This window comes from Kitasatospora sp. NPDC030952 (assembly GCF_055571335.1).
The window spans coordinates 554,744-574,952 of sequence record NZ_JBVIFM010000002.1; the positions used below are offsets into that span (position 1 = coordinate 554,744).

At 75.2% G+C, this 20,209-nt stretch carries 13 protein-coding genes; 6 read left to right on the forward strand and 7 right to left on the reverse strand.

Translation table 11 applies throughout. The annotated features are described in order from the left end of the window. Positions 1–41 precede the first annotated feature (41 nt). A complete protein-coding gene (locus ACZ47G_RS07205; protein WP_465740457.1) occupies positions 42–3,311 on the reverse strand; it encodes a type 2 lanthipeptide synthetase LanM family protein in 3,270 nt (1,089 codons plus the stop codon). A 114-nt stretch (positions 3,312–3,425) separates the two neighbouring features. After that, the gene (locus ACZ47G_RS07210; protein WP_380459662.1) at positions 3,426–3,605 is read right to left on the reverse strand and encodes a hypothetical protein; all 180 of its coding nucleotides are present in this window, start codon (positions 3,603–3,605) and stop codon (positions 3,426–3,428) included. Between the two features lie 364 nt (positions 3,606–3,969). On the opposite strand from ACZ47G_RS07210, the gene ACZ47G_RS07215 reads away from it, so the two are divergent. After that, positions 3,970–4,536, forward strand: coding sequence for a hypothetical protein (locus ACZ47G_RS07215; RefSeq protein WP_465740458.1), 567 nt, complete (start codon positions 3,970–3,972; stop codon positions 4,534–4,536). 72 nt (positions 4,537–4,608) lie between these two features. On the opposite strand, the gene ACZ47G_RS07220 is transcribed toward ACZ47G_RS07215, so the two are convergent. Continuing rightward, complete coding sequence (locus ACZ47G_RS07220; RefSeq protein ID WP_465740459.1) at positions 4,609–6,987, reverse strand: FtsX-like permease family protein; 2,379 nt, start codon at positions 6,985–6,987, stop codon at positions 4,609–4,611. Then, the gene (locus ACZ47G_RS07225; RefSeq protein ID WP_465740460.1) at positions 6,984–7,676 is read right to left on the reverse strand and encodes an ABC transporter ATP-binding protein; all 693 of its coding nucleotides are present in this window, start codon (positions 7,674–7,676) and stop codon (positions 6,984–6,986) included. The genes ACZ47G_RS07220 and ACZ47G_RS07225 overlap by 4 nt, the downstream gene beginning before the upstream one ends. Positions 7,677–7,883: 207 nt before the next feature. On the opposite strand from ACZ47G_RS07225, the gene ACZ47G_RS07230 reads away from it, so the two are divergent. Then, entirely contained in the window at positions 7,884–9,125 is a 1,242-nt protein-coding gene (locus tag ACZ47G_RS07230) for a sensor histidine kinase (RefSeq protein ID WP_465740461.1), read from the forward strand. Beyond that, positions 9,125–9,823, forward strand: a complete 699-nt coding sequence (locus ACZ47G_RS07235) for a response regulator transcription factor (RefSeq protein WP_465740462.1) — start codon at positions 9,125–9,127, stop codon at positions 9,821–9,823. Before ACZ47G_RS07230 ends, ACZ47G_RS07235 begins: the two co-directional genes overlap by 1 nt. A gap of 133 nt (positions 9,824–9,956) precedes the next feature. Here the strand turns inward: ACZ47G_RS07235 and katG are convergent, their stop codons facing one another. Beyond that, a complete protein-coding gene (katG, locus tag ACZ47G_RS07240; protein WP_465740463.1) occupies positions 9,957–12,173 on the reverse strand; it encodes a catalase/peroxidase HPI in 2,217 nt (738 codons plus the stop codon). A gap of 228 nt (positions 12,174–12,401) precedes the next feature. Here katG and ACZ47G_RS07245 point away from each other — a divergent pair, with 228 nt between their 5' ends. Further along, complete coding sequence (locus ACZ47G_RS07245) at positions 12,402–12,815, forward strand: Fur family transcriptional regulator (protein WP_465740464.1); 414 nt, start codon at positions 12,402–12,404, stop codon at positions 12,813–12,815. Positions 12,816–13,018: 203 nt separating this feature from the next. Further along, positions 13,019–15,958 carry an AfsR/SARP family transcriptional regulator gene (locus ACZ47G_RS07250; RefSeq protein ID WP_465740465.1) on the forward strand — a complete coding sequence of 980 codons (2,940 nt, stop codon included), beginning with the start codon at positions 13,019–13,021 and terminating at the stop codon, positions 15,956–15,958. Between the two features lie 68 nt (positions 15,959–16,026). On the opposite strand, the gene ACZ47G_RS07255 is transcribed toward ACZ47G_RS07250, so the two are convergent. Together ACZ47G_RS07255 and ACZ47G_RS07260 are read right to left on the reverse strand one after the other, a co-directional pair. After that, positions 16,027–17,871, reverse strand: coding sequence for a protein kinase domain-containing protein (locus ACZ47G_RS07255; RefSeq protein ID WP_465740466.1), 1,845 nt, complete (start codon positions 17,869–17,871; stop codon positions 16,027–16,029). Between the two features lie 292 nt (positions 17,872–18,163). Further along, on the reverse strand, positions 18,164–19,465 hold the full coding sequence (locus ACZ47G_RS07260) for a cytochrome P450 (RefSeq protein ID WP_465740467.1): 1,302 nt from the start codon (positions 19,463–19,465) through the stop codon (positions 18,164–18,166). 95 nt (positions 19,466–19,560) lie between these two features. On the opposite strand from ACZ47G_RS07260, the gene ACZ47G_RS07265 reads away from it, so the two are divergent. Beyond that, complete coding sequence (locus ACZ47G_RS07265; RefSeq protein WP_380463775.1) at positions 19,561–20,181, forward strand: L-threonylcarbamoyladenylate synthase; 621 nt, start codon at positions 19,561–19,563, stop codon at positions 20,179–20,181. The last annotated feature ends 28 nt before the right edge of the window (positions 20,182–20,209 follow it).

Sequence of the window (20,209 nt, forward strand, 5' to 3'; positions counted from 1 at the left end):
GACAGGGCGGGCAGGGCAGGGAGGGCCGGGGGCGCCGGGGGTCAGATGGTCGGGGGTTCGAGGGTGAGGACGGCGGGGGTGGTGTCGGGGGCGGCGAGGCGGAGCAGGCCGTGGCCGATGCCGGCGAGGCCGACCATCAGGGAGGGGCTGTGGAGCCCGTTCGGCAGTCCGCAGCGCCGGCCCTGGGTCTCCAGAGCGTCCAGGGTGGCGTGGGCCTGCCGCTCGGTGGTGGCCCGCCAGCGGTCGCCGGCCTGGTGGAGGGCCTCCAGGTTGCCGAGATCGCCGTGGCAGAGCGAGGAGTTGTGGCCGAAGCCGTCCCGGAGGACGGTGTCGAGCGCGGTGTCGCGTTCGGCCAGGAGTGCGTCGCGCCGTTCGGGCAGCAGCGGGGCGAGCGCGGTGCGGGCCAGGGCGATGCCCGCGGCGCCGTGGCACCAGAGGGCGGGGTGGCTCGGGCCGTCGGGGCCGCCGTCCTCGCGGACGTCGCGCCAGTTGGCGGCGGTGGGGTCGAACAGGGTGCGCTCGTACTCCACGGCGGCGAGGGCGAGGTGGGGCAGCCGCGGGTCGCCCAGGCGGTGCCCGGCGCGGGCCAGGGCCCAGGCGATGCCGGAGCCGCCGTGGGCGAAGCCCGCGAGGGGGCGGCCGGCGGTCTCCGCCAGGGCGGCGGGGAGCCAGCCGGTGCCGCCCTCGGGGTGCGGGCCGGCGGCCCGGACGAGGCGTTCGGCGCAGACCGCCAGCGCGTCGGTGACGGCGGGCCCCGGGCGGACGGCCTCCCAGGCGAGCAGGCCGCCGATGGTGCCGGCGTTCCCGGCGAGGACGTCGTACTGGGTGTCCTCGGCGGCGGTGGCGGCGATGCGGTCGAGGACCAGGCTGCCGAGCGCGTCGAGTTCCGGGTCCGGGTGGTCGGCGGCGAGGTGGGCGAGCGCGTACAGCACCCCGCCGGTGCCGGCCAGGCCGCCGCCAAGCCGGTCGGCCCGGCGCCGGATCTGCTGACGGAGCGTCAGTTCGGCGGCCCGGGCGGCCTCGTGGTGCGAACGGTCGCCGGTGACCTGGGCGAGCTGGTGGAGGAAGAGGACGATGCCCGCGGTGCCGCTGTACAGGTCCGGGCCGAGTTCGGCGGGGGCCCAGCGGCCGGGCGGGGCCCAGTTGGGGCCGGCCCAGGCGAGGTCGGCGGCGCCCCGGTAGGCCTCGCGGAGCAGCTGCTCACCAGCGTCCACGGCCTGGGCGAGGGCGCGGGCGGCCAGGCTCCCGGCCGGCTCGGCGGGCGCCTGGGGTCGGGTGGTGGCGACGGCCCGGCCGGGCTCGCGCACCCCGTCGGCCGTGGTCACCGAGAGCCTGAGCAGCTGGAGTTGGCGGGCGAGGTCCTCCTCGCCGAGGCCGTCCGCCTTGGCGAGCGCCAGGTCGAGGGCCGGCCGCTCGGTGACGCCGGGGACGAGCGCGCCGGTGGCCGAGCGGGCGTCGACGCCGTCCGGGCGGATGGTGAAGACGGGTACGTCGCCGCGCCACAGGTCGGCGCGCTCGTGCTCGACGAAGTCGAGGGCCTGCTCCTCCCAGCCGACGAGCGCCCAGAGCCGGTCGAGGTGGCGGTCCTGGTCGAGGGCGTCGCCCAGGGCGTCGGGGTGGCAGGCGGTGTTGAGCAGACTGCGGTACTCGAAGGTGTCGCGGCGCAGCAGGCGGGTCTCGTCGGCCGCGAACGCGCCGATCAGTGACCGGAGTTGCGGCTTGTCGGCGGCGAGCAGCCGGTAGGCCTCGGTGAAGCCGGCCGTCAACTCCGCCAGGTGGTCGGCGAGTCGCAGCGGCCGGTCGGCCGGTACGGGTCGGCTGCCGGGGGCTTCGACGGGCAACCGACGGTACTCCAGCCGGAGTTCGTCCGTGCCCTGGCCGACCAGGACGGGCAGCGGGCGGGGCGGGAGGCTGCCCGGGTCCCAGCCGAGGGCGGAGATGTCGGCGCCGCCGTTGCCCTCGTCCCACATCCGCTCGGGGAGCAGGCCCGAGCGAAGTACCGAGTGCCGGGCCTGGTGGCGGGCGAGCCGCTCGGACTCGGAGAGGTCCTTGGCGGGCTCGCGCAGGTCGGGGTGGAGGATCGCCTCCAGGTCGATGAGCACCGGCTGGTCCCGGACGGCGAGCAGGTTCTGGGCGTGGCAGTCGACCGCGTCGAGCACGTACATCAGCGCGGCGAGGGCGCCGGCGCGGTGGTAGAAGTCGCGCAACTCGGCGTCGTCCCTGGCCGGTTCGGCGGTGAGGTGGGCGACCCAGCCGTAGCCGTCGGCGGCCAGGTGGGTCAGGTCGCGCAGCGGCAGCCGCAGTTGCGGGTTGAGCCAGTGGAGGAGCTGCTGGAAGTGGGTCTCGGCACCGAGCGGTCGCGGCTTGTAGACGATCCGGACACCGTGCTCGAAGCGCAGGGAGCTGACCGTGGCGCCGCCGCGGTGCGGGTCGCCGAGGCCGGTGGCGAGTTCGGTGAGCCGGCCGAGCGGGCGGCCGTCGGCGAAGGTGCGGGCGAGGGCGGGGAGGTCGGCGGCGAGGCGGCGGAACAGGGTGAGGGTGGTACTCGTCCACTGCTCGGCGGCGGTGGTCAGGCGGAAGGCCAGGACCGGGTACTCGGCGAGGAGTCGCAGCGCCCGCTCGGGCCGGGTGAGCCGGCCGAGGAAGTCCCGGTAGCGCAGTTCGGGGGTGCCGCCGGTCGATTCGCCGGTGAGGCGGGCGACGTGGAGTTCGGTGATGACGGTCCGGGTCGCCATCCCGTGGGCGGTGGCGGTGAGCGCGGGGAGGGCGAGCGCGGCCAGTTCCTCGGGGGTGCCGAGGGCGGGGGCGTCCAGGGCGGCGAGGCCGGCGCACAGGCGGTCACGGGCATCGGCGAGCAGCGGGGCGACGAGCCCGGCGAACTCGTGTTCTTCGGGGACGTCCAGGGCGGCCGCCCGGTCGAAGGCGGCGGCCAGCCGCTCGGCCCACGGGGGCGTCCCGAGGCGGGCGGCGAGCGCCTCGGGGGGCTCGGCGAGCAGGGCGCGCAGGGCTTCGGGGTCGAGGCCGTCGGCGGCGAGGCGGTGCGCGAACCAGCCGGCCCGGTCGAACGGCGCCTGGGCCTGCCAGCGCTCCAGCTTCCGGGCGGCGCGGGCGGCGCGCTCGGCGCGGGCGGCGCGCTCGGCACGGTCGGATTGCTCGGCACGGTCGGCGGGCTCGGCGTCGCCGGCCGGCGACGGGTCGAACCCTTCCGGCGCCCGCGCCCGGCCGCGGGCGTTCAGCGGAACGGCTCGGGCAGCCGCCCGCAGGAGTTCGGACGCGTCGACCACGGGGTGGTGCTGCCTCTCTGCTGGCACTCGTCTGCTGGTACTCGTGTGCTGGTACTCGTCTGCACTGACGCCCGGGGCGGGTCCGGCGCGGACCCCGGCCGGCCGTACGACCGTGGCCGGGGACGGCGCCGGACCCCGGTCTCAGAAGCTGCAGACGCGCCCGCAGCTGGACCAGCCGTCGCAGGTGCTGTTCAGCACCGCGGCGGTCACGTAGAGCTCGTCGGCCGGCTCTCCGGCCGGGTGGACCGACCCGCCCTGACCGAGGGTGAGCCGGAAGTCCTCGTCCTTCAGTGCGCGAACCTGCTCAGCTGTGGGCTGCATGATGCCTCCTGCAAGCGTTCGGGTCTGGCACGGGTGTGCCGGTCCGGGATCCTGACAGCGCCCCACCCGTCACACCAGGGGCATGCGCCTCGGCGGTACGTGTTTCGGTCAGGATCGAACCAACGCCCCGGTAGCCGCCGCGCCCCCGTTCCACCAGGCCGGACCGGGTCCGGCCCCGCCGTCCGGCCGTTCGGGCGGCCCGGTACGGCCCAGGGCGGCCCGACACGGCTCCGCAGGTGGCCGAAAAACGGCCGGTTGCGCCCAGGTGAACCGGGGCCCTGGTTTGAACCCCGGCTCCTGTGGCAGCGCCCCGCGCCGAGGGCCACGATGGAGTCCCGAGCGACCCCACCCCGATCGGAGTGCGATGAGCGAGCAGCACAACCTGGTCCTGCTGACCTTTCCGGACACCACCTCGTGGCGCTCCGCCTTCGACGGTGCCCAGCACCTGCCGGGGCTGCGGATGGCGGCGGCGCTGGAGCGGAGCGCGGACGGGGTGCTGGAGATCCGGGACACCTTCACCCGGGGCGCGGGGGTGGCGACCGTCGGCTCGGGGGTGGTGGGCGGCCTGGTGGGGCTGCTCGGCGGGCCGATCGGGGTGCTGCTGGGCTTCGCGGCGGGTGCGGCGCTGGGCAACGCGGCGGAGGAGCACATCGCGACGGAGGCCGGCGCGGCGCTGATCGTGCTGTCGCCGCGGGTGCCGGACGGCGGGGCGATGGTCGCCCTGGAGGTGCGGGAGGCCTCGCCGGGACCGGCCGACGAACTGGCCGCCGAGTACGGGGCGTCGGTCGAGCGGATCGACGAGCACACCTTCACCGAGCAGGTCCGCGAGGCGGAGCGCAAGGCCGAGGAGCAGCGGGACGGGGAGCAGCGGGACGCGGAGCAGCGGGACGGCCGGCCCGAGGCCGGGGAGCGGAAGGCCGACGAGTCCTGAGCCGCTCAGGCCATCCGGTACAGCACCGGCATCCAGCCCCTCCGGTCCTGAGCACGGTCGACGGCACACGTGTCACTCCGCGCGCAGGGCGTCCACCGTCCGGGCCCGGGCCGCCCGGACGGCCGGGAGCAGGGCGCCGAGCAGGGCGAGCAGCACGCCGCCGAGGCCGAGCAGGGCCAGGGTCGGGGTGCCGAAGACGTCCAGCGCCGCCGCCGGGATGTCCAGTCCGGCGCTGTGGCCCATGGCGGGCACGGTGAGGCCGTGCAGCAGTAGGCCGACCGGCAGGCCGATCGCGCCGCCGACCAGCCCGACCAGGAGCACCGAGGCGAGCACCACGCCGACGGTCTGGGCCGGCGTCATGCCGAGCGCCTTGGCGACGCCGGTGTCGCGGGTGCGCTCGCGGATCTCCAGCACGACGGTGTTGAGGACGCCGAGCCCGGCGACCACGACCAGCAGCACGGTCAGGGTGGCGGTGAGCGAGTTCAGGGCGAGGATCGAGTCGGCGGAGTGCTGCGGGACGCCGTCCTCGGCGGTCTGGCCGAGCGGGGCGAGCGCGCCGCCGAGGGCGGTGGCGTAGGCGGCGTGGTCGGTGCCGGGGCGGAGCTTGACGAACCACTGGTCGGGGACGGGCGCGGTGCCGCTCGGGAGGCTTCCGGCGTCGGTGAACAGCTCGTTGGTCTGCACGTGCGGGTCGAAGACCTCGCCGACGATCCGGACGGTGACCGGCCGGCCGTGGTCGGTGAAGGTCACCTGGTCGCCGAGCCCGATCGAGGCCGCGGCGAGGAAGGTGTTCGGGGCGACCGCCTCGCCGGGCCCCTGGTACCAGCGGCCGGTGACCATCCGGTACCCCGCCCAGGAGGAGTCGCCCCGGAAGGCGGTCAGCGTGGTGCTCCCGGCCACGCCGGGGACGGTGACCTCCTCGACGCCGACGCCGTAGTAAGCGGCGGTGCCCGGCTGGGCGGTGAGCGCGGCGGTGACGGCGGCCGGGTCGGCCGGAGCCGGCTTCACCGGGGCGGCCCCGGGCTGGACGGCCGGTCGGACGGGCGTCACCAGGACGTCCGCGCTCGCGTGGTTCTTGGCCTCCTGCACCCAGCTCATCGTGCCGCCCATGCCGACCGCGAAGGTGGCCGCGGCCGTCCCGAACAGCACGGCGGCGAGCATCCCGGCGGCCCGGGCCGGGCGGGCGAAGGGCTGGGCCAGGCCGAGGCTGACCGGCCGGGGCAGCGGCAGCCGGGCGGCCAGCGCGGCGACCCGCCGGGCCAGGGCGTCCCGCCTGGTGCCGCCCGCCGTACGGCCGACGGCCAGCGCGTCCACGGTGCGCAGCCGGCCGGCCCGGGCGGCGGCCGCCCAGGCGACCAGGGCGACGGCGGCGAGGGTGCCGCCGGCCACCGCGACGTCCACCCAGGGGGCGATGCCGGAGGCCTTGGTGCCGTAGAGGTTTCCGGCGGTGGCGAGCACCGGGACGGCCAGCAGGTTGCCCGCCACCACCCCGAGCAGGACGCCGACGGTGGCCGGGGCCAGCGCCTGGGCGACGTAGGCGCGCACCACCTGGGCCGGGGTGCAGCCGATCGCCTTGAGCACGCCGATCCGCCGGGTCGCGGTGCCGACGGCGCCGGCCACCACATTGCCCGCGACCAGCACCGACATCGCCATGCCGAGCAGGCCGAAGGCGACCATGAACGGCAGGAACAGCGCGGTGTTGCGGTCCGAGCCCTGCTTGGCGGCGAGCCAGGACTGGGCGCCGGTCAGTGCCCCGGCGGGTGCGGCGGCGGCGACGGCGGTCCGGTCGGCGTCCATCGCGCCGGTGGTGGCGGCGTCGGCGAAGCGGTAGAGCAGTTCGTAGCCGGGGGTGCTGCCGGGGGCGGTGAGGGCGGGGATCGCCTCGGGCGTCACCCAGGCGTCGGCGGTGCGGCTGACCGAGCGGGCGAAGCCGACCACCTTCAGGGTGGGGGCGCCCGGCAGGCCGGGCAGGCGCAGGGTGCCGCCGAGCGGCACGTTCTGGTTCAGGTACGAGTCGCCGATCGTCACCTCGCCCGGCTTGATCGGCCAACTCCCCTCCGTCAGCTGGACCTTGTCGATGCCCTCGGTGGCCGAGGCGCGGCCGGTGACGGTCATCGGGGCCATCGTCGCCCCGACCGGGACGCCGGAGCCGGGGCCCGGCTCGGGGTCGACGGTGACGGTCCGGAAGGGGCCCGCGGTCTCCGTCACCCCGGCGGCGTGCGCGGTGGCGGCGAGCTGGCCGCCGCTCACCCGGGTGCCGTCGAAGCGCGCGGTGAGGTGGGCGCCGTGCTGGCCGTCGAAGGCCTGGTCGAAGGGGGCCTCGGAGGCGACCAGCAGCGAGCCGCCGAGGACGGAGCAGGTGGTGGCCACCAGGGCGGACAGCCCGATGGCGATCGACTGGGTCCGGCGGCGCCGTACTCCGGCGCGAACGACCCGGCTCAACGCACTCATGCCGCCACCGCCGCGGTGTCCGACTCGACCCGGCCGTCCCGCATCCGGACGGTGCGGGTGGCGCAGTCCTCGGCGAGGGTCAGGTCGTGGGTGACGATCAGGATGGTCTGGCCGTCCTGGTGCAGCTCCCGGAACAGCTCCTTGACGTCCTCGCCGGAGGCCGAGTCCAGTGCGCCGGTCGGCTCGTCGGCCAGCAGCAGGGGCGGATTGTTCATCAACGCCCGTGCCACCGCGACGCGTTGGCGTTCGCCGCCGGAGAGCCGACCGGGGTGGGCGCGGGCATGCCGGTCGATGCCGAGCGACTCCAGCAACTCGGCGGCCCGCCGCCGGGCCTCGGCCCGGGGGACGCCGGCCAGTTCGCCGGCCAGCACCACGTTGTCGGCCACCGTCAGGTCGTCCAGCAGGTTGAAGAACTGGAACACCATGCCGATCGTGCCGCGCCGGTACCTGGCCGAGCCCTTCTCGTTCAGCCGGTCCACCCGGACCCCGGCCACGGTGACCGTCCCGGCGCTCGGCCGGTCCAGCCCGGCGACCAGGTTCAGCAGGGTGGACTTCCCGCTGCCGGACGGGCCGAGCAGCGCCACCGACTCCCCCGCCCGGACGCTCAGCGTCACCCCGTCGAGCGCCGCCCGCGCGCCCTCGTAGTGGCGGCTCACACCGCTCAGTTCGATCACCGGATCGTTGCTCATGTCCCCGCTCCTCGTGCTGTCCTGCCTGGTGACGAGGACGAAGGTACGGACGGACGGCACCGCACCGCGTCCGCCGCCGGCCGCAGGTTCCGTACCGCGTCGGGCGTACGGCCGCCGGTGTCATCCTTGCGAGGTAGTCGACCGGTGTACCGGCCGCCGCCGCTCGCGGGGCTGTGCCGGGCGGCGGCCGACCGCCACAATGTCCCGGTGATCAACCACCCCGCGGTACGACGGCTGCTGGCCGGCGCCCGCCCGGGCGGCGGCGCGGACGGCGCACCTCCCCCGCCCCGGCCGACCCGGCGCGGCCAGGCCTTCGACCTGGCCCTGGCCCTGTTCCTCTCGTTCACCTCCGGCCGCTACGCCGCCATCTCCGGCGGCCCGCACGACCCCGCGTGGGCCGGGCTGTTACTGCTGGTGCCGCTCGTCCCGCTGCCGCTGGTGCTGCGCCGGCGCCACCCGCTGGCGGTGCTGTGGACGGTGCTGCCGGCCGCGCTGCTGGTGCGGGGGCAGTCCGAGGACATCGCGTACTCGGCGGGCGTGGCGGTGATCGTCGCCGCCTACAGCGCGGCCGGGTACGGGCGCCGCACCGCCGCCCTGCCGGTGAGCCTGGCGGCTGCCGCGGCCGCGCTCGTGGCGCTGTTCGACTCCGCCAAGCTGCCGCACTTCCCGAACTCGGTGGTGGCCGTGTTCGTCCTGGTACCGGTGTTCGCGGTCGCCTACGAACTGCGGATGTGGCGCCGCCGGGTGGAGCAGGGGCGGGAGCGGTTGTCCGCCCTGGAGCGTGAGCAGCTGGCCGCGCTGGACCGCGCGGTGGAGCTCGAACGGGCGCGCATCGCACGGGAGTTGCATGACGTGGTGACCCACAACGTGAGCATGATGACGATCCAGGCCGGGGCCGCCCGCAAGATCCTGGACACCGCCCCGGACAAGGCCCGCGAGGCGATGGCCGCGGTGGAGTCCGGCGGGCGCGCGGCGATGACCGAACTGCGGCACGTGATGGGCCTGTTGACCATCGACTCCGGCACCGGGGAGGATCCGGCGGCCGATGCCGACCTCAGCCCGCAGCCCGGCCTGGGCCGGCTGGACGCCCTGGTCGAGGGCGTCCGCCGGGCCGGACTGCCGGTGGAGCTGACCGTGTCCGGGCAGCGGCGGACCGTCCCGCCCGGGGTCGAACTCGCCGCCTACCGGGTCGTCCAGGAGGCGCTCACCAACACCGTCAAGCACGCGGGCGGCGCCGACGCCGCGGTGACCGTCGACTACGCCCCCGACCGCCTGCGGGTGGAGGTCACCGACACCGGCGGCCGCCCCACCGGCGCCGCCGCCACCGGCAACGGCCGCGGCCTGCTCGGGCTGCGCGAACGCCTCGCCGTCTACGGCGGCACCCTGCACACCGGCCCCCGGCCGCGCGGTGGCTACCGCGTCACGGCCTCGATACCCCTGGAGAGTTGATGGCCACCGGAGAGAACGAGCGGCCGCTGCGCGTGGTGGTCGCCGACGATCAGGCGCTGGTCCGGATCGGCTTCCGGCTGATCCTGGAGTCCGAGGGGATCGAGGTGGTCGCCGAGGCCGAGGACGGCGAGCAGGCCGTCGCCGCCGTCCGCCGGAGCAGACCGGACGTGGTGCTGATGGACATCCGGATGCCCGGACTGGACGGCCTGGAGGCCACCCGGCGGATCCTCGCCGAACGCACCCCCGACGCACCCCGGATCATCATGCTCACCACCTTCGACCTGGATCACTACGTGTACGCCGCGATGGCCGCCGGGGCCAGCGGGTTCCTGCTCAAGGACGTCACCCCGGAACACCTGGCCGCCGCCGTCCGGCTGGTCCGCACCGGTGACGCGCTGCTCGCCCCCGCGATCACCCGCCGCCTGGTCGAGCGCTTCGCCCGCCCGGCCGCCCCGGACGCGGCCGCCCCGCACCGCGAACTGGCCACCCTCACCCCGCGCGAGCTGGAGGTGATGGGGCTGCTCGCCCGCGGCCTCAGCAATGCCGAACTCGCCGCCCGGCTGCAGCTCTCCGAGGCGACGGTGAAGACCCATGCGGCCCGGATCCTGGGCAAGTTGGGCCTGCGGGACCGGGCCCAGGTGGTGGTCGCGGCGTACGAGACCGGGCTGGTCAGTGTGGGAACGCCCGGGGCGCCGTGACGACGCGCGGGGCACCGCGACGACGCGCGCCGTGACGACGCGCAGGGCGCCGTGATGACACGCGCGGCACCGTGACGACGCGCGGGAGCCCCGGGGGTTCGCGCCCCCGGGGCTCCCGGCTACCTCAGCGGTGTCACACCAGGTCGAAGCGGTCCGCGTTCATGACCTTGACCCAGGCCGCGACGAAGTCCTCCACGAACTTCTCCTTGGCGTCGTCGCTCGCGTACACCTCGGCGACGGCCCGCAGTTCGGAGTTCGAGCCGAAGACCAGGTCGGCGCGGGTGCCGGTCCACTTGACCGCGCCGGAGGCGTCCCGGGCCTCGAAGGTGTGGGAGTCCTCCGAGGTGGAGGACCAGCTGATGCCCAGGTCCAGCAGGTTGACGAAGAAGTCGTTCGTCAGCACGCCCGGGGTCTCGGTCAGCACACCGTGCGCGGACTGCTGGTGGTTGGCCCCCAGCACGCGCAACCCGCCGACCAGCACGGTCAGTTCGGGCGCGCTGAGGCCCAGCAGGTTCGCCTTGTCCAGCAGCAGGAACTCGGCCGGCAGCCGGTTGCCCTTGCCGACCCAGTTGCGGAAGCCGTCCGCCTTGGGCTCCATCGCGGCGAAGGACTCGGTGTCGGTCAGCTCCTGCGGGGCGTCCACCCGGCCGGCCGCGAACGGCACCTCGACGGCCAGCCCGGCCGCCTTGGCCGCCTGCTCGACGCCGACGCCGCCGGCCAGCACCACCAGGTCGGCCATGGAGACCTGCGTGTCGCCGGCCTGCGCGTTGAAGTCCCGCTGCACGCCCTCCAGCGCCCGCAGCACGGCGGCCAGCCGGTCCGGCTCGTTGACCTCCCAGCCGGCCTGCGGCTGCAGCCGGATCCGGCCGCCGTTGGCGCCGCCGCGCTTGTCGCTGTTGCGGAAGGAGGAGGCCGCGGCCCAGGCGGTGGAGACCAGTTCGGAGACCGACAGCCCGGTGGCCGCGATCCGCCGCTTGAGGTCCGCCACGTCCGCGGCGCCGACCTGCTGGTAGGAGACGGCCGGCAGCGGGTCCTGCCAGAGCAGCTGCTCGCTCGGGACCTCCGGGCCGAGGTAGCGCGCCACCGGGCCCATGTCGCGGTGGGTGAGCTTGTACCAGGCGCGGGCGAAGGCGTCGGCGAACTCCGCCGGGTTCTCCAGGAAGCGCCGGGAGATCGGCCCGTACACCGGGTCGAAGCGCAGCGAGAGGTCGGTGGTGAGCATGATCGGGACGTGCCGCTTGGCCGGGTCGTGGGCGTCCGGCACGGTGCCCTCGCCGGCGCCGTCCTTGGGCTTCCACTGGTGGGCGCCGGCCGGGCTCTTGGTGAGCTCCCACTCGTAGCCGAACAGCGTCTCGAAGAAGCTGTTGTCCCAGGTGATCGGGGTGGCCGTCCAGATGCCCTCGAGGCCGCTGGTGATGGCGTCGCCGCCGACGCCGGTGCCGTAGCGGCTCTTCCAGCCGAGGCCCTGCTGCTCCATCGGCGCGTCCTCCGGGTCCGGGCCGACGTTGTCCGCCGGGCCGGCGCCGTGGGTCTTGCCGAAGGTGTGGCCGCCGGCGATCAGCGCGACGGTCTCCTCGTCGTTCATCGCCATCCGGTAGAAGGTCTCGCGGATGTCGCGGGCGGCGGCGACCGGGTCCGGATTGCCGTTGGGGCCCTCGGGGTTGACGTAGATCAGGCCCATCTGCACGGCGGCCAGCGGGCTCTCCAGCTCGCGGTCGCCGGTGTAGCGCTCGTCGCCCAGCCAGGTGGTCTCCGGGCCCCAGTAGACGTCCTCGTCCGGCTCCCACTCGTCGACCCGGCCGCCGCCGAAGCCGAAGGTCTCGAAGCCCATGCCCTCCAGGGCGACGTTGCCGGTCAGGACGATCAGGTCGGCCCAGGACAGGCTGCGCCCGTACTTCTTCTTCACCGGCCAGAGCAGGCGGCGGGCCTTGTCCAGGCTGGCGTTGTCGGGCCAGCTGTTCAGCGGGGCGAAGCGCTGCTGCCCGCCGCCGGCGCCGCCGCGGCCGTCGCTGATCCGGTAGGTGCCGGCGCTGTGCCAGGCCATCCGGATCATGAAGGGGCCGTAGTAGCCGAAGTCGGCCGGCCACCAGTCCTGCGAGGTGGTGAGCACCTCCTGGATGTCCCGCTTGACGGCCGGGAGGTCGAGGGCGGCGAACGCCGCGGCGTAGTCGAAGTCCGCGCCGAGCGGGTTGGCGACGGCGGGGTTCTTGGCGAGGATCTTGAGGTTCAACCGCTCCGGCCACCACTGGCGGTTCCCGCCGCCCTGGGTGGGGTGGAGCGCGCGCCCGTGGTTGACCGGGCAGCCGCCCGTGCCCGCCTCTACAACGGTTGCATCGTGGTTCTCAGACATGGGAATCCTTCCCTAGAAAGGCGGATCACGGTGTCTATCTGCTACCTACGGCACCTACTGCTGCTATCTGGTACTGCCGATACCCAGGCTAGCGCCGGAGCCGATCCTACGATGGACCTGATCCACGTCAAGAAAGACACCAAACCCGTATCCGGTCGGGAGCCGGAATCCCCGGGATCCGCATTGGTAAACTCCGGTCTTCCCCGTGACCTGAATAGGTGAACCGTTATGAGTGACCTGCTGGAGCGGCTGCGCGAGCGCGGCTGGCGACTCACCTCCCAGCGGCGTGTCGTGGCCGAGGTCCTGGACGGCGAGCATGTGCACCTGACCGCCGACGAGGTGCACGCCCGGGCCGCCGAACGCCTCCCGGAGATCTCCCGCGCGACGGTCTACAACGCCCTCGGTGAGCTGGTCACCCTCGGCGAGGTCATCGAGGTGTCCACCGACGGGCGGGCCAAGCGCTACGACCCCAACGCCCACCACCCCCACCAGCACCTTGTCTGCACCGGCTGCGGTGCCATCCGCGACGTCCACCCGGTCGGCAGCCCGCTCGCCGACCTCCCGACCGACCAGCGCTTCGGCTTCACCGTCTCCGGCGCCGAGGTCACCTACCGGGGGCTCTGCCCCACCTGCGCGGGCTGACCTGACCGCGCCCTCCGCGCCGCCGCTCCCCGCCGCTGCCCGTGCGCCACGGCCTGCGCCCCCGCGCGCTCGCTCGTTCGCGCCATGCCGTGGCAGGCCGTGACTCCCCCTCGGCTCCCGACGAAGCAGGCTCTGACCAGCGGCGATGCGGTCGGTAAGATGCGCCGGGGGTTCATTGCGGCGGGCAGAGGGGGAGACGGCCGGTGGCTGGTTTGCGGTTCGCGGTACTGGGGCCGGTGCACGGGTGGCGCGACGGCGGCGAGCTGACGCTCGGCGCGCCGCAGCAGCGGAGCCTGCTGCTGTCGCTGCTGCTGCGGGCCAACCACCCCGTACCGGTCGGCCAGCTGATCGACGACCTGTGGGGCGAGGAGCCGCCCGCCAGGGCCTCGGCCGTGATCCGGACGTACGTGCACCGGCTGCGCCGCGTCCTCGGGCCCGCCCCGCTGACTTCGCTCAGCGGGGGCTACCTGCTCACCCTGGACGCCGGCGGACTGGACACCCACCGCTGCGAGGAGCTGATCGGCGAGGCGAGGGAACTGCGCCTCGCCGGAGAGCACGCCGTCGCCGCCACCACGCTCCGCTCGGCCCTGGACCTGTGGCGGGGCGAGCCGATGTCCGGACTCCCCGGGCCGTACGTCGAGCGGCAGCGCGCCGAGTGGGCCGAACGCCGGGTGGCCGTCCTGGAGTCCTGTCTGGAGGCCGAGGTCGAGCTCGGCCCGTCGGGCCGGACCGTCGCCGAACTGACCGCCGCCGCGGCCGAGCACCCGCTCCGGGAGCGCTTCGCCGAGCTGCTGATGCTCGCCCTCTACCGGACCGGCCGGCAGGCCGAGGCGCTGAGCGTGTACCGCGCCACCGACCGGCGGCTGCGGGCGCAGCTCGGCGTCGCCGCCGGGCCCGGCCTGCGCGAGGTGCAGCGCCGGATCCTGGCGGCCGACGCCGCCCTGGTGGCGCCCGCGCCGTCCCGGACCGGCACCGCCCCGGCCCGCCCGCCGCACCCGGCCCCGGTACGGCCCACCCAGGTGCCGGCCGACCTCGCCGACTTCACCGGCCGCGCGGCGCAGACGGCGGCGCTGCGGGCCGCCCTGCTGGCCCCCGACGCCATGCCCGTGGCGACGGTGTCCGGTCTGGGCGGCGTCGGCAAGACGGCCCTGGCCGTGCACGTCGCGCACGGCCTGGCCGCCGACTTCCCGGACGGCCAGCTCTACGTCGACCTGCACGGCGCGGACGGCCGCCCGACCCCGCCCGAGGAGGCCCTCGGCGCCCTCCTCCGCTCGCTCGGGATGCCCGCCGACGCGCTGCCCGCCGGGCTCGCCGAACGCTCCGCCCAGTTCCGCTCACTGCTCTCCGGCCGGCGCGTGCTGGTGGTCCTCGACAACGCCCGGGACGCCGAGCAGATCAGGCCGCTGCTGCCCGGCCGGCCCGGCTGCGCCGTGCTCGTCACCGGCCGGGTCAGGCTCGGTGCACTGCCCAACGCGCACGTCGTCGAGCTGCCCGCCTTCGATCCGCAGGAGGCCCTCGACCTGCTCGGCCGGGTGATCGGCGAGCAACGGCTGCGGGCCGAGGCCGACACCGCCCTGGAGCTGGTCCGGCTCTGCGGCCACCTCCCGCTGGCCGTGCGCATCCTCGCCGCCCGCCTCGCCTGCCGGCCGGGGTGGACCATGGCGCGGCTGCTCGACAAGCTCTCCGAGAACCGCCGCCGACTGGACGTGCTGCGCACCGGGGACCTCGCCGTCGAGTCGGCGTTCCGCTTCGGGTACGACCAGCTGGATGCCGAACAGGCCCGTGCCTTCCGCCTGTTGGCCGTGCCGGAGGTGCCCGACCTGTCGCCGGGCGCGGTCGCGGCGGTGCTCGGCCTGCCCGAGGACGAGGCCGAGGAGCTGGCCGAGTCGCTGGTCGACTGCTCGATGCTGGAGACCGCGCCGCCGGACCGCTACCGGTACCACGACCTGCTGCGCGCCTTCGCCCAGCGGCTCACCGGCCCGAGCCCGACGGCGGACCATCCCGCCGCCGTCCTCACCCGCCTGATGGTCCACCACCACGCCGAGACCGTGGCGGCCCTCGGCCCGTCCGCCGCCCGCGCCGCCCTGCCCGGCGCCGGTGCACCGGCCGCCCCCGACGCCCGCGCGGTGGTCCGCGCCCGCCGCGAGTACCAGGGCATCGGCGCCCTGGTCGGCCAGTACGCGGGCCTCCCGGACCCGACCCGGCTCGACCTGGCGGCCGAACTCCTGCTCGGCTGCAGTCTGTTGTGCGACACCGGGCAGGCCACCCGGCCACTCGGACACGCGGCCAAGGTGCTGCTCCAGGCCGCCCTGCGGCAGGGTGACCGAACCGCCGAGGTCAGCGCACGGCTCGTCCTGGGACGCCTGCTGACCGAGGTCGGCTCCGAACCCGCCGCCCTCGGCGAGCTGCTCCGCTCCCGCGACCTGTGCACCGCCCACGACCTGCCGGGCGCACTGCTCGCCCTGGCCCACGCCTCCCTCGCCGCCCTGTTCGTCCAGGTCGGCCGGCCGACCGATGCGGTCGACGGCTTCACGGCGGCGATCTCGGTCCGGGAGCGGCTCGGCGACCGGCGGGCGGTGGCGGGCGAACTGCTCAACCTGGCGGGCGCGTTCACCGAACTCGGCCGGTTCGAGGCGGCGGTCCGGGTGGTCGACCAGTCCCTGCTGATCTGCCACCAGCTCGCCGACCGCGAACTCCAGTCGCTCGCCCTCGAATCGCTCGGCACCATCGCCCACGACCGCGGCGAGTTCGAGCAGGCCCTGCGCCACCACCGCGGCGCCCTCGACCTGCTGCGACCGGACGACCTGCGCCGGACGGGCCGCACCCTGCTGCGCCTCACCGAGTCGCTGCGCGCCCTCGGACGCGGCGCCGAGGCGGTGGAGACCGCCGACCGGGCGGTCGAGGTGCTGACCCTCGACGGCGACCGCCGGGGCCGCGGCCTGGCCCTGGCGGCGCTGGGCGACGCGCTCGCCGACCGCGCCGCCACCGGCGACGAGGGAGCGGCCCGGGCGTGCCGGTCGGAGGCGTACGACATCCTGTCGGCCATCGCCTCCCCCGAGGCCGACCGGCTGTCCGCCCTGATCGGCCTCGGCCGCCCCGCCGACCGGCCCCGGCGGCAGTGGCCGTCCTGGCTGCCGGGGTAGCCGCGGCCGAGGCTGCCGGGTAGCCCCGGCCACCGCGGCCGCCAGGTGGCCTCAGCCGCCGGGGCGGCTCAGGAGATCGCCCACACCTGGCCCTTGGCGTTCGAGCACGCCGACACCCCGGCCCAGTAGCCGACGCCGTAGGACGTCAGGCACTCCTTGCTCCAGTCGTTGACGATCAGGTATCCGCCCTCGACCGGCACCAGGTCCCAGATCTGGTTCTCGGCGGCCGGCGGATTCGTCCAGATCTGCACCTTCCGGCTGCCCTTGTCCAGGTCCAGCACCTTGGTGTAGCCGCTGGCGCCGTTGCGCAGGTAGTACTTCCCTTCGGCGATCTTCTCCATCCGCCAGGTCTGGGCCAACGTGCCGTTGGCGTAGTAGGTGTTGATCCCGTTGCCGTCCTCGTTCTTGGACTGGTAGTTGTCCAGCGCGGCGCCGTTGGCGGTGATCTGCGTGGCCGTGGTGGGCGGTTGCGGGGCCGGCGGCTGGGTGGGCCGGGGCGACTGGGTGGGCTGCGGAGTCGCGGTGGGCGTGGCCGGTTCGGCGGTGGCGGGCGGGTTGGGCGGGGTGGGTTCCCGGGTGGCGGGCGGGGGCTGGGTGGCCGGGTCGCGGACGGCGGGCGGGGCCGGGGCGGTGGGGACCGGCGCGGGCGGGGCGGGGTTCGGACCGGCGGCGGGCACCGCGGGCGACGGACCGGGCGCGGCCGGAGTCGGCCCGGCGACCGGCCCGGGTCCGGCGTCCGGAGCGGGGCTCCCGGCACCCGCCGACGGGCCGTCGGACGGAGCCGGAGCCGTCGCGGCACCGGACAGCGGCGTGGCACCGGTCTGCGGCGCGGCGAGCGGACGCTCCTCCGTCAGCGCCGAGATCGGCATGCCCGGCACGCCCGGGTCGGCGGCCCCGGCGGCGGAGGCTCCGGCCGGAGCGGCCTCCCGGTCGGGCCGGATCACCGTCGCCCCGGCGGCCCCGCCCATGCAGAGCAGCACCAGCGCCGTCACCCCGGCCAGCGCGCGCGGGCCGGGCCGGGTCCGCGCCGTACGAGCGGCGGCGACCGGTCTCGACCGGGGCCGGTCCGGGGCCGGCGGCACCTCCTCCCCGACCGCCGCGAGGGCCTCCCGCACCGCCGTGGCCATGGCCGCCGCGTCGGGCCAGCGCTCGCCGGACTCCTTCGCCATCGCCCGTCCGACCAGCGCCCGCACCGGCGCGGGCACCTCCTCGGGCAACGGCGGCACGGGCTCCGTCAGGTGCTTGAGGATCACCTCCAGGGCGGTCTCCCCGTCGAAGGGAAGCCGCCCGGCCAGGCACTCGTGGAGGACGACGCCGAGCGCGTAGAGGTCGGCGGAGGCGGTGACCGTCCCGGTGGACGCCTGCTCCGGCGCCTGGTACGCGGCGGTGCCGAGCACCACCCCGGGGACCGTCAGCCGGGCGTCGCAGCCCGGCCGGGCGATGCCGAAGTCGGCGATCACCGTCCGGTCGCCACGGACCATCAGGTTGGCCGGCTTGATGTCCCGGTGGACCACCCCGGACTCGTGCGCGACCTCCAGGGCCTCCAGCACCTGGAGCGCCAGCTGGAGCGCCTCCGCGACCGGTAGCGCGCCGCGGCGCTCCAGCACGGCGCTCAGCGGCTCACCGTCGATCAGCTCCATGACCAGGTACCCGACCGAGCGCTGCCCGTCGATGGTGTTGTGCCCGTAGTCGTACACCCCGACGATGCCCGGGTGCCGCAGCTGCGCCATGACGCGGGCCTCGGCGTGGAAGCGCTCGGCGAAGCCCGGCTCCTCCAGCAGGGCCGCCTTCACCAGCTTGACCGCCACCCGGCGGCCCAGGACCTCGTCCTCGGCGAGCCACACGTCGCCCATCGAGCCGCCGCCCAACCAGTCGACCAACCGGTAGCGGTCGGCGAGGACGGTGTCACGCATGGTTCTCCTCGAATCGAGCCCGATGACCGGAGCGGATCCGGGGACCGCCCGGCTCCACGGGCGTGCCCGGCTCCGTGGCGCCCCCGAAGATCGTGACTCCGACAAACAACTACTGACTTGCCATCCTATGAACGACGCTTGGCCTAGACCATTCCGCCCCCGTGCTCCCCCACGCTCTCCCCCACCCGCCACCGCCCACGTCACCGCCCGCGTTGACGCGCTCGTTGACGCGCTCGTTGACGCCCGCGTTGGCGTGCTCCACGCCGCCGCCGCGCAAGGACGAGGGCCGGCACTATCGCCAGCGGATCCGCAGCTCCTTCAACCCGTTCTGGAAGTTGGAGACCAGCCGCTTCGGCGGCGGGCCCGGAGCGAGCTCCAGGCCGGGCAACTCGGCGGTGATCCGGCGGAGCATCACCGACAGCTGGATCCGGGCGAGCTGGGCGCCGACGCAGAAGTGCGGGCCGTGGCCGAAGCTCACGTGGTCGTTCGGGGTGCGGGCGATGTCGAAGCGGTCCGGTTCGGGGAAGACGGCCTCGTCGCGGTTGGCGGAGGCGTGGTAGACCACCACCTTGTCCCCGCGTCGGATCGCCTGCCCGGCCAGCACCACGTCCCGGGTGGCGGTGCGCCGGAACTCCAGGACCGGCGGCCAGAACCGCAGCAGTTCCTCCACCGCCGAAGCCGTCAGCTCGGGCCGCCGGCACAGCTCGCGGTACTGGTCGGGGTGGCCGAGCAGCGTGTACAGCCCGCCGGGCAGGCCGTTGCGGAGCGTCTCGTTGCCGGCGACCCCGAACAGGAAGAACATCGTCTCGAACTCATCGGTGCTCAGCCCGGCGTCCCGCATCCGGGCGACCATGCTGCCCGGCGGCGGCTGTTCGGCGAGCGCGTGGGCGTACTCGAACATGTCGGCGAGGGCCGCCCGGGACCGCGGGTTGAGCGGGCGGCCGTCGGGCGTGGCGGCGGGGCCGGGGCGGTGCGCGAGTGCGGAACGCCCCAGGTCGGTGAGCCGGGACGGGTCGGCCGTGCTGGACCGGGCGTGGTCCGGGTCCTGATAGCCGATCACCTGGTTCGACCAGTCGACCAGGAGCTGCCGGTCCTGTTCGGGCACGCCGAGGATGCGGGCCAGCGTCCACACCGGCAGGTCGGCGGCGACCGGTACGAAGTCGGCCTCGCCCAACGGGCGGATCCCGGCGACGAGTTCGGCCGCCCGCCGCTCGATGGCACCGGTCAGCTCGTGCAGCGCGCGCGGCGTGAAGGCGGCCGCGACGGCCCGGCGCAGCCGGGAGTGGTCGGGCGGGTCCTGGTTGAGCATCATGGTGCGGGCGAAGGCCAGGTCGGCCGGGGTGTCCGGGTCCCTGATCTGGGTCGCGCCGAGGTGCGAGGAGAACAGCTCCGGGCTGCGCAGCACGTGCTTGACGTCCGCGTGCCGCAGCACCGCCCAGTAGCCGGTGCCGGACGGCCAGTCCGCCACCGCCGGCTCCTCCACCCAGCGGACCGGCGCCTGCGCCCGCAGCTCCCGGAACAGCTCGTACGGCACGCCGTCGGCGTACGTCCCGGGCAGGAAGATCCGGTTCACCCGCGCCTGGTCCACACCCATGGCCCCCGACCGTACGCCGCGTCCCGGCCGGTCCGCCAGGGTGCGGTCCGTCGCGGTTGCGCCCCCGGGCCGCCGGGATCCCGTAGGGTCGGCCAATGGCGAAGTACTTCGACGTTCACCCAGAGTCCCCCCAGCCGCGCACCATCGGCACGGTGGCCGACAGCCTCCGCTCCGGGGCCCTCATCGCGTACCCGACCGACTCCTGTTTCGCGCTCGGCTGCCGACTGGACAACCACGACGGGCTCGAACGGATCCGCTCGATCCGGCGGCTCGACGAGCGCCACCACTTCACCCTGATGTGCGAGGACTTCGCCCAGCTGGGGCAGTTCGTGCAGCTCGACAACCGGGTCTTCCGGGCCGTCAAGGCCGCGACACCGGGCAGCTACACCTTCATCCTCCCCGCCACCAAGGAGGTTCCGCGCCGGCTGATGCACCCGAAGAAGAAGACGGTGGGCGTCCGGATCCCCGACCACGCCGTCACCCGGGCGCTGCTCGCCGAACTCGGCGAACCGCTGCTCTCCAGCACCCTGATCCTCCCCGGCGAGGACGAACCGATGACCCAGGGCTGGGAGATCAAGGAGCGGCTCGACCACGTGCTGGACGCCGTGGTGGACTCCGGCGACTGCGGCACCGAGCCGACCACGGTGATCGACTTCTCCGACGGCGAGGCCGAGATCGTCCGGCGCGGGGCCGGCGACCCCTCGCGCTTCGAGTGACCGGTCCGGTGCCGGATCAGCGCTGCCG

Bases quoted from the DNA above. Each gene is read 5' to 3' on its own strand.
- ACZ47G_RS07245 (WP_465740464.1), top strand. From the start codon at position 12,402: ATGAGTGACCTGCTGGAGCGGCTGCGCGAGCGCGGCTGGCGACTCACC.
- ACZ47G_RS07265 (WP_380463775.1), top strand. From the start codon at position 19,561: ATGGCGAAGTACTTCGACGTTCACCCAGAGTCCCCCCAGCCGCGCACC.
- ACZ47G_RS07215 (WP_465740458.1), top strand. From the start codon at position 3,970: ATGAGCGAGCAGCACAACCTGGTCCTGCTGACCTTTCCGGACACCACC.
- ACZ47G_RS07225 (WP_465740460.1), bottom strand. From the start codon at position 7,676: ATGAGCAACGATCCGGTGATCGAACTGAGCGGTGTGAGCCGCCACTAC.
- ACZ47G_RS07235 (WP_465740462.1), top strand. From the start codon at position 9,125: ATGGCCACCGGAGAGAACGAGCGGCCGCTGCGCGTGGTGGTCGCCGAC.
- ACZ47G_RS07210 (WP_380459662.1), bottom strand. From the start codon at position 3,605: ATGCAGCCCACAGCTGAGCAGGTTCGCGCACTGAAGGACGAGGACTTC.
- katG (WP_465740463.1), bottom strand. From the start codon at position 12,173: ATGTCTGAGAACCACGATGCAACCGTTGTAGAGGCGGGCACGGGCGGC.
- ACZ47G_RS07260 (WP_465740467.1), bottom strand. From the start codon at position 19,465: ATGGGTGTGGACCAGGCGCGGGTGAACCGGATCTTCCTGCCCGGGACG.
- ACZ47G_RS07220 (WP_465740459.1), bottom strand. From the start codon at position 6,987: ATGAGTGCGTTGAGCCGGGTCGTTCGCGCCGGAGTACGGCGCCGCCGG.
- ACZ47G_RS07255 (WP_465740466.1), bottom strand. From the start codon at position 17,871: ATGCGTGACACCGTCCTCGCCGACCGCTACCGGTTGGTCGACTGGTTG.